Origin of the sequence: Amaricoccus macauensis (assembly GCF_014201905.1) — a bacterium.
Lineage (GTDB): Bacteria > Pseudomonadota > Alphaproteobacteria > Rhodobacterales > Rhodobacteraceae > Amaricoccus > Amaricoccus macauensis.
Window position 1 is genome coordinate 808,259 of the sequence record NZ_JACHFM010000001.1, and the last position, 13,454, is coordinate 821,712.

Below are 13,454 nucleotides of genomic sequence, written 5' to 3' on the forward strand. Positions count from 1 at the left end.
AGTCCGGGAAGCCTGAAGCCGGCGTTACCGCGGCGCAGCAAATGGCGAAGCTTTGCGGCAAATGCCGTCAGAGCTCGCACCAGCACGGCAGCGGATTGCCGGGCTGCGGTCGCGCGGCATGGACGCCGCGGGCGATGGCACGGGCGAGGCAGATCGCCGCCGCCTGTCCGAGCTGCAGCTCGTCGAGCGGCGAGGCGACGGGCCGCGCGCCGGTCGAGACGGCGAAGATCAGGTCGCCGTCGAAGGGCGTGTGCGAGGGGTGGATCGCCCGGGCGAAGCCGCCGTGCGCCACCTCCGCGAGCCGCCGCGCGCCCGCCTTGTCGAGGGCGGCGTCGGTCGCGACGATGGCGATCGTGGTGTTGACGCGCGGGTCCGCCGGTCCGGGCTTGCCGAAGGCGAAGGGTTCGAGCGGCGTGCGCTCGGCCGTCGGCCCGAGGCCGCCGAACTCGTCGCCGATCTCGAAGGGACCGGCGAGGAAGTGGCGGCTGCCGGGAGCGAGCGTCGTGCCGACGGCGTTGACCGCGACCAGCGCGCCGACGGTGGTGCCGTCCGGCAGCACGAACGACGCGGAACCGAGCCCGCCCATGACCGTCCGGGTCATCGCGCCGGTGCCGGCACCTTCCGAGCCGAGCGCGAAGTCTTCCGATGCCGCGTCGAAAGCAGCGGCGCCGAGGGCACGGTAAGGGTTCTCGCCCCAGTCCTTCGCCCCGCCGTTCGCGAGGTCGAAAAGGATCGCCGCCGGGACGATCGGCACGCGCGGCACGCCTTCGGCGACGAAGAAGCCGCGCCCGGTCGCGCGCAGGCGGTCCATCGCACCGGACGCAGCATCGAGTCCGAAGGCCGAGCCGCCCGAGAGGACAAGGGCGTCGATCTCGGCAACCAGCCGGCCCGGGGCGAGAAGGTCGGTCTCGCGCGTGCCGGGCGCACCGCCGCGCACATCGACCGCGGCGACGAACGGCCGCTCGGCCGTGAGGACTGTCGCACCGGACTTCAGCCGGTCGTCGCGGGCATTGCCGACCCGGAGACCCGGGACATCGGTGATGGCGTTGCGGCGGCCGGTCGGGATCATGGGGTGCTCTCCGGCTCGGCCGCCTCGAGAACCGGGGCGGCAGCGATCAGCGCGCGGGTGTAGGGGTGGCGCGGCGTGGTGAAGACCGCCTCGGTCGGCCCCTGCTCCACGATCTCGCCCGCCTGCATCACCATCACCCGGTCGGTGATCGAGCGCACCACGGTCAGGTCGTGGGTGACAAAGAGATAGGCGAGCCCGTGCCGGTGCCTGAGGTCGGCGAGAAGGTCGAGGATGCGGGCGCGGACCTGCACATCGAGCGCCGAGACCGCCTCGTCGAGGACGATGAGCCTCGGGCGCAGGATCAGGGCCCGGGCGATGGCGAGGCGCTGGCGCTGGCCGCCGGAGAACTCGTGCGGGAACTTGTCCGCGTCGGCAGGGTCGAGCCCCACTTCGGTCAGCGCCCGCGCCACCGCCTCCGCGCGGGCCGCGCCGGTGGGCGCCGCATCGAGCAGGTGGAACGGCTCGGTGATGAGCCGCGCGACCCGGTGGCGCGGGTTGAAGCTGCCGAAAGGGTCCTGAAACACCGCCTGAAGCGTGGCGCGGAGCGCCCGCGGCATCTGCTCGCCGGCATGGACGGGGTGGCCCTCGATGCTGATCGTGCCCGCGTCCGGCCGGTCGAGGCCGAGGATCGCGCGGGCGAGCGTCGACTTCCCCGAGCCGCTCTCGCCCACGAGCCCGACGCTCTCGCCCGCGGCGATGGTGAAGCTCACGTCGCGCACGGCCCGGGTCGGCGCGCCGGGGCGGAAGAGGCCGGGCGCGGCATAGCTGCGGTTGAGGCCCCTGACCTCAAGGAGCGGCGCGTCCGCCGGCGCCGGCCCGAGCGCCGGACGGTGCCCGGAGGCAAGAAACAGCGCCCGGGTGTAGGGATGCCTGAGCTCGCGCAGCAGCCGCGTCGTCGGCCCCTCGTCCACCACCTCGCCGGCCCGCATCACCGCGAGGCGGTCGGCGAGGCCCGAGACCACGGCAAGGTCGTGGGTGATGAAGAGAAGCGCCATGCCGTCCTCGTCCACCAGCCGGCGCAGAAGCTCGAGGATCTGCGCCTGCGTCGTCACGTCGAGCGCGGTCGTCGGCTCGTCGGCGATGAGCAGCTTCGGCCGGAGCGCGATCGCCATGGCGATCCCCACGCGCTGCCGCTGGCCGCCGGACAGCTCGTGCGGATAGCGCGACGGCGGCACGCGCCCGGGGTCGAGACCGACACGGGCGAGCATCCGCCGCGCCAGCGCCGCCGCCTCGCGCCGGCTTGCCTGCCCGTGGACCCGCACGGTCTCGGCCACCTGCGCGCCGATGGTCTGCAGCGGGTTCAGCGCCGTCATCGGCTCCTGAAACACCATCGACACCTCGGCACCGCGGATGCGGCACATCTCGCGCTCCGGCAGGCCGAGGATCTCGGAGCCGTCGAGCCGGATGCTGCCCGTGGTCCTCGCCCCGTTCGGCAGCAGCCCGAGGATCGAGAGCGCGGTCATCGACTTGCCCGATCCGCTCTCGCCGATCACTCCGAGGATCTCGCCGCGATCGGCGTGCATCGACACCTCGCGCAGGATCGGAGCCCCGTGGATCGCGAGGCTCATGCGGTCGATGGCGATGAGGCTCACGGCTCGCGCGCCCAGAGAAAGAGCCCGTGGGCGTCGGCCGCCGCGACCGTCGCGGCATGGTCGAGGATCATCACCCCGCCCGCCTCGACGACGACACCCGCCAGACCCGCCTTCGCGGCGTTCTCGAACGTGCCGGGGCCGATGGCGGGAAAGTCCATCCGCCGGTCCTGCGATGGTTTCGGACCCTTGAAGAGCACGCCCTTCGCCTTCGGCCGCACCGCCCGGTCGGTGGCGGCGACAAAGGCCAGCATGGCGTCGGTGCCCTGAATCGACTCGAGCCCTATGCAGATGCCGCCAGCGACCACCGCCCCCTGCCCGACATCGACCTGGCCCATGGCGGCGACGATCGCCGCCGCCCGCCCTGCATCGGCACGGTCGGCCTCCGAAGGCATCGCCCGGGAGTGGACGCCCGGCGTGGCGGGAAGCTCCGGCAGGATCTCCTGCGCCGCCTCGATGCGAAATCCTTCGGCCTCAAAGATCGCCGCGACGAGCCGCAGCGTGGCGTCGTCCCCCGACCGGATGCCGCGCAGGAGCCGCGGCGCGAGACAGAGCATCTTCAGATCGAAGCGGAGCGGCCGGATCGACGGGCGCACGAGCCCGCCGGCAAAGGTGACAGCAGCGAGACCCGCGGCGTGGAGCGCAGCGAAGAGCCGGCCCGGCTTCTCGAAACTGGCGGCGATCGAGGGATGCCCCGTGAGCCACGGCAACTCGACACCCTCGAAGACCACGACCCGGTACGCTCGGCCGCGCCTGACGCATTCCTCGGCCAGCAGGCGGGGCAGCTCGCCTCGGCCGGCAACGATTGCCAGCCCGTCGCGTCCCGCGACGCTCGCAAGCCCGTCCCGTTTCGCGACCGGTGCGTCCTCGCCCATCGCCGTCAGGCGGGGACGGTGAAGCTGCGCGAGCTTTGCGACGTGACGAACTCCACGACCTCCGCGACCAGCGGATTGTCCGGGAACTTCTCCGCCACCCGACGGACCCGCTCCTGCAGGTTGCCCTCGCCTTCGAACATCTCGGTGAATGCGTTGCGAAGCCCATGGATCGCCTCGCGCCCGGCGCCGCGCCGCTTCAGGCCGACGAGGTTCAGCCCGGCCAGATGCGCCCGCTCACCCATGACCGAGCCATAGGGAATGACGTCGGCAACGACGCCGGCAAGGCCGCCGATCATCGCGCCCCGGCCGATGCGCACGAACTGATGCACCGCGGCGAGCCCGCCGAGGATCACGTTGTCCTCGATCACCACGTGACCGCCCAGCGTGGCGTTGTTCGCCATGATGACGTTGTTGCCGATGATGCAGTCATGAGCGACGTGCGTCGACATCATGAAGAGGTTCCCGTCGCCCACGCGGGTGATGCCGCCGCCCGCGCCGGTGCCGGGGTTCATCGTGGTGTGCTCGCGGATCGAGTTGCGCGCGCCGATGACGAGCTCCACGTCCTCGCCGTGAAACTTCAGATCCTGCGGAATGTGGCCGATCGACGCGAAGGGAAAGATGTGCGTCGCCTCGCCGATCGTGGTCCTGCCCGCGACGGCCACATGGCTCTCGAGCACGACATTCGGGCCAAGGGAAACCTGTGGCCCGATGACGCAATAGGGTCCGATACGGGCGCCCGCGCCAATCTCGGCACCGCCCTCGACGATGGCGGTGGGATGGATCAGCGCGGTGGAGTCGATCGCCATGGTCAACCTTTTGCTTTTGCTTCTTCCTGGGTCAGGATCATGGCTGCGAACTCTGCTTCGGCGCAGATCGCGTCGCCCACCCGCGCCTCACCGGTAAACTTCCAGATCTTGCCCCGTCCGCGCGCGACGGTCACGTGCAGTTCGAGCTGGTCGCCCGGGACGACCGCCTTGCGGAACTTCGCGCTGTCGATCGACATGAAGTAGACCAGAAGGTCCTGATCCACCAGATCGAGCGTCTCCACCACGAGCACGGCCGACGTCTGGGCCATGGCCTCGATGATCATCACCCCGGGCATCACCGGCAGTACCGGGAAGTGACCTTCGAAGTGCGGCTCGTTGATCGTCACGTTCTTGAGGCCCAGCGCGAACCGATTGACCTCGATGTTCACCACACGGTCGATCATCAGGAACGGATAGCGATGCGGGATCATCCGCCGGATCCGCGTCACGTCCGCCTGGGGAAGGCTCGGGTCAATGACGAGCGCCATGGTTCAGTTTCCTCCTTGTTCCCCCGCGGGCGGCACCGCCGGAGCCGCCGGGGCGGGCTCCTCGTGTGCCGGCGCCACGGGCGCGCGGGCGTCGATCTCGGCGATGACCGCCTGGGTGATGTTGAGCGACTGGTCCGCGAGCAACACGCTCCCTTCGTCAAAGACCGCTCTCGCCCCGTAGCGGTCCATCAGCTGCACGAGGACCGGCGCAACCTGAGCGTAGAACTGGCGGCGTCGCTGGTCAAACTCCTGCGCCAGTTGCGCGGCGCGGCTGTCCTGATCCCGCCGCGCCTGCACGACGCGCGCGTCGAAGGCGTCGGAAAGGTCGCGAAACTCCTCCGGCGGCAGGGTCAGCCGCCGCTCGGTCAGGCTGCGTTCCTCTTCCTCGAAGGACCGGTCGAGCGAGCGCGCCTCGGAGCGGAGCGCATCCCGCTGACGGTCCTCCTCCGCGAGGATCGCCTGTCCGGCCTTGGAGTCGGTGAGCAGCCGCTCCTGATTGATGAACAGGAACGGAAGCTGCGTGCCGGGCGCCGGGGGCGGCGCATCGGGCAACCGGGTGGCGAAGGTCGGCCGGCTCGTCGGAGCAGGAACCGCGGCCGGCGGAACCATCGGCGCCGGCCGCGCCAGCGGGCCGTCGTACTCATCCTGTGCCGCCGCCGTCCCGGCGATCAGCGTTCCCATGAGGACCAGCGCCAGCGGCCCCGGCCGAAACCTCGGCCGCGGCACGTCAGAACCGGGTCTGCAGCGTGAAGCGGAACCGCTCGGTTTCGTCGTAGTCTTCCTTCTGGATCGGGAAGGCGTAGTTGAAGCGCAGCGGTGCGAACGCGGTGTCGATGAACAGGCTGAGCCCGACCGCCGAGCGCATGTGGAAACCGTCGTCGACCTCGCCCATGCTGCCGTCCTTGTTGTCGAGCATCCAGAGCGAGCCGGCGTCGGCGAAGACGCCGCCGTAGATGCCGTACTGCTCCGGCAGGCCGAGCGGGAAGCTCGCGTCGAGGCGGAGCACGCTGTAGGCGTTGCCGCCGAGACCTTCGTCCACGTCCTGCGTGTCCGGTCCGCGGACACAGTCGCCTGCGGTACAGAAGTCGCGCGGGCCGAGGCCGTTGCGGGCGAAACCACGGAAGCTGTCGCCACCGGTGGTGAAGCGGTCGGTGATGCGGGTGCCGTCGGTCGCGTAGATGTAGCCGCCTTCAAGCTCGGCGGAGACCACCACGGCCTCCTCGAAAAGGCTCTTGTAGAGCTTGGCGTTGCCTTGGGTCTTGGTATAGCGCGTGTCGCCGCCGAGGCCGGCGAACTCCTGCGTGAGCGTCAGGATGAAGCCCGCCGTCGGATCGACCGCCGAGTTGCGCCGGTCATAGGCATAGGTGAAGCCAATCGCGGAGGTGACCATTGCCCCCTGCTCGTCCCGGATGATCTCCGACGAGCTGTCGAGGACGTTGTAAATCTCGTCGTTGGAGATCTGGTAGGTGAGCGTCAGCCGGCCGTTCTCGCTCAGCGGGAAACCGATCTTCGGCTCGAAGCCAAGGCTCTTGGTCTGGAACGACTGCTCGCTGAAGTCGCGCTGGCGGTAGTAGATGTTGAAGCCGCCCAGCAGATCGCGATCGAAGAGCGCCGGCTCGAAGAAGCCGAACTCGATGTTGCCGAACTGGCTGGAACCGGAGAACGAGGCGGTGACGGTCTGGCCCCGGCCGAGGAAGTTGCGCTCGGCCACGCTGATCTGCGCCGCGAGGCCCTCGCCCGAGGAATACGCGCCGCCGAGCGTGAGGCTGCCGGTCGGCTGCTCCTCGACCTCGACGTCGATCAGCGCCTTGCCGGGCTCCGAGCCCTGACGCACGTCGATCTTCGTCGTCTTGAAGAACTGCAGACCCTCGATGCGGCGCTGAGCCTCGCGGACCTCGCGGGCGTTGAAGGCGTCGCCCTCGACCACGTGGAACTGCCGGCGGACCACGCGGTCAAGCGTGCGGTCGTTGCCGTGAATGTCGATGCGCTCGATGAAGACCCGATCGCCCTCGACCACCTGGAAGTTGATGTCGACGGTATGGTTCGCCGGGTTGCGCGTCACCTGCGGCCGAATCTCGACGAAGGCATAGCCCTGCTGCCCGGCGGCGTAGCTCATGCGCTGGACGACGCGGTCCACCTGCTTGACGTTGTAGACGCCGCCGCCGAGCACTTCGGAGAGCAGCGGCTGGAAGACGGTGGCGGGAAGGCCGGGGATCGCCGAGCTGACCGACATCTTGCCGAAATTGAAGCGCTCACCCTCGGACACGGTGAAGGACAGGAAGAACCCGTTCCGCTCGCGCACGATGTCCGCCGTCGACGACAGGACCTGAAAATCGATGTAGCCGCGTTCCAGATAGAACTGGCGCAGCATCTGCTTGTCGACCTCCATGCGGTCGGCGTCATAGGTGACGTTGCCGAACAACCAGGAGAGCCAGTTGGTCTGGCCGCTCTGGATCGCCCGGCGAAGCTGCCGGTCCGAGAAGGCCTCGTTGCCGATGAAGTTGATGCGCTGGACGTTGGTCGGGCGCCCCTCCTCGATCTCGTAGACGAGATCGACGCGGTTCTCCGACTGGCGGATGATGACGGGGCGCACCGTGGCGCCGTAGCGGCCCGACTGCTGGTAGGCTTGGACGATGCGCTGGGCGTCAGCTTCGGCGGCGACCACCGAGTAGGCGAGCCGCGGCCGGAGCTGGACGACAGCGTTCAGCTTGTCGTCGTCGAGGCTGTCGTTGCCTTCGAAGGCGATCTGGTTGATCGTCGGGTTTTCCTTGACGGTGATGACGAGGCGCCCGGCCTCCGGCATCACGTCGACGCTCTCGAAGAGGCCGGTGTCGTAGAGCTTGCGCACCGCAAGGTTGATCTGCTCCGGCGTCACCGGCGCGCCGGGCTCGATCCCGGCGAACACCCGCACGGTGTCGGCCTCGATGCGCTGATTGCCCGCCACATCGACCCGGCTGAACACCGCGGTCCCCTGTGCGAGAACTCCACCCGGCTGGACGCTGGTCAGCAGGACCGCTGCCAGCACCGCAATGATTCGGATCCCTCGGGAAAAACCCCGAATCCGCTGATGCTGCTCCATCGGCGCCTTGCCCCTCTGCCCGCGAGGCGGTTCGCCGCCCCTTATGTCAACTCACCATACGCATGATGTCGTTGTAGGTAGCGAATACCATCAGCAACAGGATCAAGCCAAGACCAATCGACATAGCGACCTGCATGACGGCCGGACTTGGTGGCCTGCCGCGCACAGCTTCAATGCAGAACGCGACGAAATGGCCACCATCGAGCACCGGGATCGGGAAGAGGTTCAGCAGCCCGATCGCCGTCGAGATGATCGCGATGAGGCCGATGAAGTCGGTCAGCCCCTGCGACGCGGTCTCGCCGGAAATCTGGGCGATGCCGAGCGGCCCCTGCAGGTTTTCCGCGCTGATCGCGCCGGTCAGGATGCTTTTCAGCCCGAGGATCGACTGGCTGATGACCATCACCATACGCTCGGCGCCGAAGCCGAGCGCGGTCCAGGGCGCCGGTGTCTCGGTCGCGGGCATGTAGAGCGAGGCACCGGCAACACCGATCATCACCCGCCGCTCGAACCCGCCCTCCGCGGTGCCGGCGTCCCGTTCGACCGGGGTGATCGGCAGGATCACCCGCACGCCGCCGCGCCAGACCTCGAGGGGAATGCTGTGACCGCCGGAGGCGAGGACGATCTGCCGGAGCTCCTCGAACGAGGCGAGCGGCTTGCCGTCAGCCTGCAGGATCACGTCCCCGGCCTTCAGCCCCGCCTCGCTGGCGGGCGACAGCGGCTCGACGCCCTGCACCAGCGGCGGCAGGGGCCAGGGCGCGGTCACATCGACCTCGCCGCCGTCCCGCTCCACACGCACGCGGATCGGGCCGGGTTCGGGCATCTTCATGGCGATCGCCAGCATGTCGCCGAAAGCAGTGACCGGCTCGCCGTTGACCGTGAGCAGCACGTCGCCAGGATGCAGCGTCTGCTCGGTATCCGGCAACTCGGCGATCGTGCCGATCGTCGGTCGCTCGGTCGGCACACCCTGCCAGGTCACGAGGCCGGCGAAGATGACGATGGTGAGGAGAAAATTGAAGACCGGCCCGGCCAGCACGGTGAGCATCCGCCGCCAGACTGCCGCGCCGTGGAAGCTCGCGGCGCGCTCCGCCGGTGTCATCGCGTCGAGCGCCTTCGGATCCGTCCGCGACCCCGCATCTGCGTCGCCCACGAACTTCACGTAGCCGCCGAGCGGCAGCGCCGCGAGCTGCCACAGCGTGCCGCGCTTGTCGCGCCGCGACCAGATCACCGGCCCGAAGCCGATCGAGAACACGTCCGAGCGGATGCCGCACCAGCGCGCAACGATGTAGTGGCCGTACTCGTGCACGAAGACGACGATGCCGAGCACCACCACGAAGGGGATGACCGTCGAGAGAAAGCCGCCGAAGACGGGAAGGCCCGCAAGCATGTCCATGGTCAGTTTCCGCTGAAGGCCGCGACCCAGAGACCGGCGAGGCGTCGCGCCTCGGCATCGGCCTCCGTCACGGCATCAAGATCGTAGCCCGGTCCCTCGGCCGCAACCGCAGGGCCCGCAGTTTCAAGCACATGTTCCACGAGCACTGCCATATCAAGGAATCCGATCGCCCGCATCAGAAAGGCGTCAAGCGCCGCCTCCTTCGCCGCGTTGAAGACGGCCCCCGAAAGGCCGCCCATGTCGAGCACCTGGCGCGCCAGACGCAGCGCCGGAAAGCGCTCCGGGTCCGAGGGCAGGAAGTCGAGCCGCCCGAGCGCCGCAAAGTCGAGCCGGTCGAGCGGCAGGGTCCTGCGCTCCGGCCAGTTGAGCGCGAAACCGATCGGCCCGCGCATGTCGGACGGCCCGAGATGCGCCATGATCGAGCCGTCGCGAAAGCCCACCATGGAATGCACGATCGACTGGGGGTGGACGACGACCTCGATCACCTCCGGCGCCACGTCAAAAAGCGCCCGTGCCTCGATCACCTCGAGCGCCTTGTTGAACATGGTGGCGCTGTCGATCGAGATGCGGACGCCCATGTCCCAGTTCGGATGCGCCTTGGCCTGTTCCGGCGTCGCAAAGGCCATCTTCTCGGTCGGCCAGTCGCGGAACGGCCCGCCCGACGCGGTCAGGATGATCCGCTCCACGTCCTCGGCCGTCTCGCCGCGCAGCGCCTGAAAGATCGCGCTGTGCTCGCTGTCCACCGGCAGAAGCCGTGTGCCGCACGCCCCGCAGGTCCGGCGCAGCAGGTCGCTGGCGCAGACGAGGCTCTCCTTGTTGGCAAGGGCCAGGATTCCGCCGTGCTCGGCGAGCCGCAGGCCGGGCGCCAGCCCCGCGACACCGACGATCGCCGACATGCCCCAGTCGACCGGCTCGGAGGCGGCATCGACCAGCGCGGCCTGTCCCGCCGCCGCTTCGACACCCGACCCCGCGAGCGCGTCACGGAGCGCGTCGAGCCGGGTCTCGTCCGCGGTGACCGCGATCCGGGCACCGAGGCGCCGGGCCTGTTCCGCCAGCAGCGCGACGTTCCCCGCACCGGAGACCGCGACCACCTCGAAGGCCTCGGGGCCGCCCGCCTCCTCGATCAGCGAGACCGTGTTCTGGCCGACCGATCCGGTCGATCCGAAGATGCTGACCCGCCGCCGCATCACTGGCCGAGCGCATTCACGCCGAGGCTGTGGCAGATCGCGAAGAACCAGATACCGCCCATGATGCCGTCGAGCCGGTCCATCACCCCTCCGTGGCCGGGAATGAGCCGGCTCGAATCCTTGACGTTGAACCGGCGCTTCACAGCGGACTCGAGCAGGTCGCCCATCTGCGAGCAGACCGCGATCCCGAGGCTGAGCAGCCCGATCCTGAGCGGCGGCCAGCCGGCCAGGAGCCCGAAGATGAGCCCGGTCGCACCGGCAAAGACGAGGCCGCCGATTGCGCCCGACCAGGTCTTGCCGGGACTGACCGCCGGCCAGAGCTTCCGGCCGCCCATCCTGCGCCCGACGAAATAGGCTCCCACGTCGGCCGCCACCACCACGAGGACCAGCCAGAGAATGAGCCACACCCCCTCGGGCTCACGGTTGCGGAAGGCGATGAGCGCCCCCATGCCGAGCGCCATGTAGAGAAAACCCGCCGTCAACCAGTCGCGCCGCGCGCCGCCGACGAGCGCGACCAGCACGGTCCCGATCGCGAGCACGCCGAGCCCGGTAGGCGTTCCCCAGCAGGCCGTCGCGAGGAGCGCCAGCACGCCGGCGACGCATGGTACCACCAGCGAGGGAGCCGTCAGGGCCTGCGACCCCGTCGCCATGCGGTGGAGTTCCCAGAACATCAGCACGAACGCGAGCGAGATGAACGCCGCCGCCCAGCCGCCACCAGCCCAGAGGTTCAGGAATGCGAGCACCGCGAGAACGAGTCCCGACGCAACCCTCAACCCGAGGTCCGCGAACCGGACGGGCCGCGACGGGGCGTCGCTCATTGAGCAACAGCGCCGAACCGTCGCTCGCGCTTGCCGAAGCCCCGCACCTGCGCCGCGAACATCTCCGCGGTGAAGTCGGGCCAGCGGGTGTCCACGAACGAGAATTCGGAATAGGCCGCCTGCCAGGGCAGGAAACCCGAGACCCGGAACTCTCCCGACGTGCGCAGCACCAGGTCGGGATCGGGAAGGCCGGCGGTGTCGAGGTGGTCCTCGATCGTCTCCGGCGTGATGTCCTCGGCGCGCAGCGCCCCGGCGCGCACCGCCTCGGCGACGCGGCGGGTGGCGCGCAGGAGTTCGTCCCGGCCGCCATAGTTGATGGCCACCGTCAGATGCAGACGGTCGTTCGGCCTGGTCTGCGCCTCGAGACCGGTCATCAGCGCCCTGAGGTCGTTGTCGAGCCGATCGCGCCCGCCGATGAAGCGCACCCGCACTCCCTCGGCCACCAGCCGCGCCCCCTCCTTCTTGATGTAGCGCCGGAAGAGCCGCATCAGCCCGATGACCTCGAGCTCCGGCCGCTTCCAGTTCTCGGTGGAGAAGGCGAAGAGCGTCAGGTGCGTGATCGCGAGGTCCGGACAGCTCTCGACGATCTCACGCACCCGTTCGGCACCGCGCTTGTGTCCGGCAAGACGCGGCAACCCACGGCTCGCCGCCCAGCGACCGTTGCCGTCCATGATGATGGCAACGTGGCTCGGACCAGAGGCGGTCGTCGGAGCTTCCTTCGTGTACATCGCGTAATCTACCACCTCAAACCCCGGCCAATCAGGCGCGGCGAACGCATCAAACCTGCATGATCTCGTCTTGCTTGGAATTCAGCGCGGCGTCGATCTTCTTGATCACCGCATCGGTCAACTCCTGCACCTCTTCGTGCCAGAGCTTTTCGTCGTCTTCTCCCATGCCGGCGGCCTTGGCCTTCTTCAGCTGGTCCATGCCATCGCGACGGACATTCCTGACCGCCACGCGTGCATGTTCGGCATACTGGCCCGCCACCTTGGCGAGATCCCGGCGACGCTCCTCATTGAGCTCGGGGATCGGCAGCCGGAGGATGGTGCCATCCATCTGCGGGTTGATGCCGAGACCGGAGTTGCGGATCGCCTTGTCGACGGCATTGACCATCGACTTGTCCCACACGTTGACGAGCACCATGCGCGGCTCGGGCACCGTGATGGTGCCGAGCTGATTGATCGGCATGCTCGAGCCATAGGCGTCGACCGTGACCGGATCGAGCATCGAGGCGGAGGCGCGGCCGGTCCGCAGCGACGCGAATTCGTTCCGCAGGGAATTGAGCGCCCCGTCCATGCGCTTTTCCAGCGCGTCCATGTCGATCTCGAATTCAGACATCTCGGTCTCCTTCGCCGTCCCCGCCATCGTCAGGCGGGCTCGACCGTGGTGAAGCGGCCCTTGCCCTGCACGATCCCGGCAAGCCCGTTGGGCTCGTCCAGCGAGAAGACGACGATAGGCAGCGAGTTGTCGCGAGCAAGCGCGATTGCTGCGGCATCCATCACCTTCAGGTTCTTCGTGAGAACCTGATCGTAGCTGATGCGGTCGTACCGGCGGGCCGCCGGGTTCTTCTTGGGGTCGCTGTCGTAGACCCCGTCAACCTGCGTGCCCTTGAAGAGCGCCTCGCAGGACATTTCCGACGCGCGCAGCGTCGCCGCGGTGTCAGTGGTGAAGTAGGGGTTGCCCGTTCCGGCGGCGAAGATCACCACACGGCCCTTCTCGAGGTGCCGCACGGCGCGGCGCCGGATATAGGGCTCGCAGACCTGGTCCATCGGAATCGCCGAGACCACACGGGTGTGAATGCCGAGGTTCTCGATCGCCGACTGCATTGCCAGCGCGTTCATCACCGTCGCGAGCATCCCCATGTAGTCGGCGGTCGTGCGTTCCATCCCCTGCGCGCTGCCCTGTAACCCGCGGAAGATGTTGCCGCCGCCGATCACCATGGCGATCTCGACGCCGAGGCCATAGAGCGCCTCGACCTCACGGGCGATGCGCTCGACCGTAGGAGGATGCAGTCCGAACTGCCCCGGCCCCATCAAGGCTTCCCCCGAGATCTTCAGGAGAATGCGCTTGTATGCGGGGCGGGCGACGGGTGCTGCCATGGTTGCGACGCCGTCGGTCATGCCCTCGTCCCTGCTGTCTGGATCGCGCGCCAA

The 13,454-nt window shown here is 68.8% G+C and carries 13 protein-coding genes; all 13 read right to left on the reverse strand.

The annotated features are described in order from the left end of the window. Positions 1 to 67: 67 nt before the first annotated feature. A complete protein-coding gene (locus HNP73_RS03935; protein WP_184147304.1) occupies positions 68 to 1,069 on the reverse strand; it encodes a P1 family peptidase in 1,002 nt (333 codons plus the stop codon). After that, a complete protein-coding gene (locus tag HNP73_RS03940) occupies positions 1,066 to 2,661 on the reverse strand; it encodes a dipeptide ABC transporter ATP-binding protein (protein ID WP_184147305.1) in 1,596 nt (531 codons plus the stop codon). The genes HNP73_RS03935 and HNP73_RS03940 overlap by 4 nt, the downstream gene beginning before the upstream one ends. Beyond that, positions 2,658 to 3,533, reverse strand: a complete 876-nt coding sequence (locus tag HNP73_RS03945) for an LpxI family protein (RefSeq protein WP_184147306.1) — start codon at positions 3,531 to 3,533, stop codon at positions 2,658 to 2,660. The genes HNP73_RS03940 and HNP73_RS03945 overlap by 4 nt, the downstream gene beginning before the upstream one ends. A 5-nt stretch (positions 3,534 to 3,538) precedes the next feature. Next, positions 3,539 to 4,339 (reverse strand): acyl-ACP--UDP-N-acetylglucosamine O-acyltransferase, encoded by an 801-nt coding sequence (gene lpxA / locus HNP73_RS03950; protein WP_184147307.1) that lies wholly within the window; start codon positions 4,337 to 4,339, stop codon positions 3,539 to 3,541. Positions 4,340 to 4,341: 2 nt separating this feature from the next. Further along, the gene (fabZ, locus tag HNP73_RS03955; RefSeq protein ID WP_184147308.1) at positions 4,342 to 4,827 is read right to left on the reverse strand and encodes a 3-hydroxyacyl-ACP dehydratase FabZ; all 486 of its coding nucleotides are present in this window, start codon (positions 4,825 to 4,827) and stop codon (positions 4,342 to 4,344) included. Positions 4,828 to 4,830: 3 nt separating this feature from the next. Beyond that, positions 4,831 to 5,508, reverse strand: a complete 678-nt coding sequence (locus tag HNP73_RS03960; protein ID WP_184147309.1) for an OmpH/Skp family outer membrane protein — start codon at positions 5,506 to 5,508, stop codon at positions 4,831 to 4,833. A 46-nt stretch (positions 5,509 to 5,554) separates the two neighbouring features. Beyond that, positions 5,555 to 7,852 (reverse strand): outer membrane protein assembly factor BamA, encoded by a 2,298-nt coding sequence (bamA, locus tag HNP73_RS03965; RefSeq protein WP_184147310.1) that lies wholly within the window; start codon positions 7,850 to 7,852, stop codon positions 5,555 to 5,557. 100 nt (positions 7,853 to 7,952) lie between these two features. After that, positions 7,953 to 9,296 (reverse strand): RIP metalloprotease RseP, encoded by a 1,344-nt coding sequence (rseP, locus tag HNP73_RS03970; RefSeq protein WP_184147311.1) that lies wholly within the window; start codon positions 9,294 to 9,296, stop codon positions 7,953 to 7,955. Between the two features lie 2 nt (positions 9,297 to 9,298). Next, complete coding sequence (dxr, locus tag HNP73_RS03975) at positions 9,299 to 10,483, reverse strand: 1-deoxy-D-xylulose-5-phosphate reductoisomerase (protein WP_184147312.1); 1,185 nt, start codon at positions 10,481 to 10,483, stop codon at positions 9,299 to 9,301. Then, complete coding sequence (locus HNP73_RS03980) at positions 10,483 to 11,301, reverse strand: phosphatidate cytidylyltransferase (protein WP_184147313.1); 819 nt, start codon at positions 11,299 to 11,301, stop codon at positions 10,483 to 10,485. The genes dxr and HNP73_RS03980 overlap by 1 nt, the downstream gene beginning before the upstream one ends. Beyond that, entirely contained in the window at positions 11,298 to 12,029 is a 732-nt protein-coding gene (gene uppS / locus HNP73_RS03985; protein WP_184148024.1) for a polyprenyl diphosphate synthase, read from the reverse strand. Before uppS ends, HNP73_RS03980 begins: the two co-directional genes overlap by 4 nt. Before the next feature lie 49 nt (positions 12,030 to 12,078). Continuing rightward, positions 12,079 to 12,639: a ribosome recycling factor gene (frr, locus tag HNP73_RS03990; protein ID WP_184147314.1), complete on the reverse strand. Its 561-nt coding sequence runs from the start codon at positions 12,637 to 12,639 to the stop codon at positions 12,079 to 12,081. Positions 12,640 to 12,668: 29 nt separating this feature from the next. Beyond that, positions 12,669 to 13,421 carry a UMP kinase gene (gene pyrH / locus HNP73_RS03995; protein WP_246399500.1) on the reverse strand — a complete coding sequence of 251 codons (753 nt, stop codon included), beginning with the start codon at positions 13,419 to 13,421 and terminating at the stop codon, positions 12,669 to 12,671. Between the last annotated feature and the right edge of the window lie 33 nt (positions 13,422 to 13,454).

Coding starts and splice junctions, on each gene's coding strand:
- HNP73_RS03935 (WP_184147304.1), bottom strand. CDS start 1,069: ATGATCCCGACCGGCCGCCGCAACGCCATCACCGATGTCCCGGGTCTC.
- HNP73_RS03945 (WP_184147306.1), bottom strand. CDS start 3,533: ATGGGCGAGGACGCACCGGTCGCGAAACGGGACGGGCTTGCGAGCGTC.
- lpxA (WP_184147307.1), bottom strand. CDS start 4,339: ATGGCGATCGACTCCACCGCGCTGATCCATCCCACCGCCATCGTCGAG.
- fabZ (WP_184147308.1), bottom strand. CDS start 4,827: ATGGCGCTCGTCATTGACCCGAGCCTTCCCCAGGCGGACGTGACGCGG.
- HNP73_RS03960 (WP_184147309.1), bottom strand. CDS start 5,508: ATGGGAACGCTGATCGCCGGGACGGCGGCGGCACAGGATGAGTACGAC.
- rseP (WP_184147311.1), bottom strand. CDS start 9,296: ATGGACATGCTTGCGGGCCTTCCCGTCTTCGGCGGCTTTCTCTCGACG.
- dxr (WP_184147312.1), bottom strand. CDS start 10,483: ATGCGGCGGCGGGTCAGCATCTTCGGATCGACCGGATCGGTCGGCCAG.
- HNP73_RS03980 (WP_184147313.1), bottom strand. CDS start 11,301: ATGAGCGACGCCCCGTCGCGGCCCGTCCGGTTCGCGGACCTCGGGTTG.
- uppS (WP_184148024.1), bottom strand. CDS start 12,029: ATGTACACGAAGGAAGCTCCGACGACCGCCTCTGGTCCGAGCCACGTT.
- frr (WP_184147314.1), bottom strand. CDS start 12,639: ATGTCTGAATTCGAGATCGACATGGACGCGCTGGAAAAGCGCATGGAC.
- pyrH (WP_246399500.1), bottom strand. CDS start 13,421: ATGACCGACGGCGTCGCAACCATGGCAGCACCCGTCGCCCGCCCCGCA.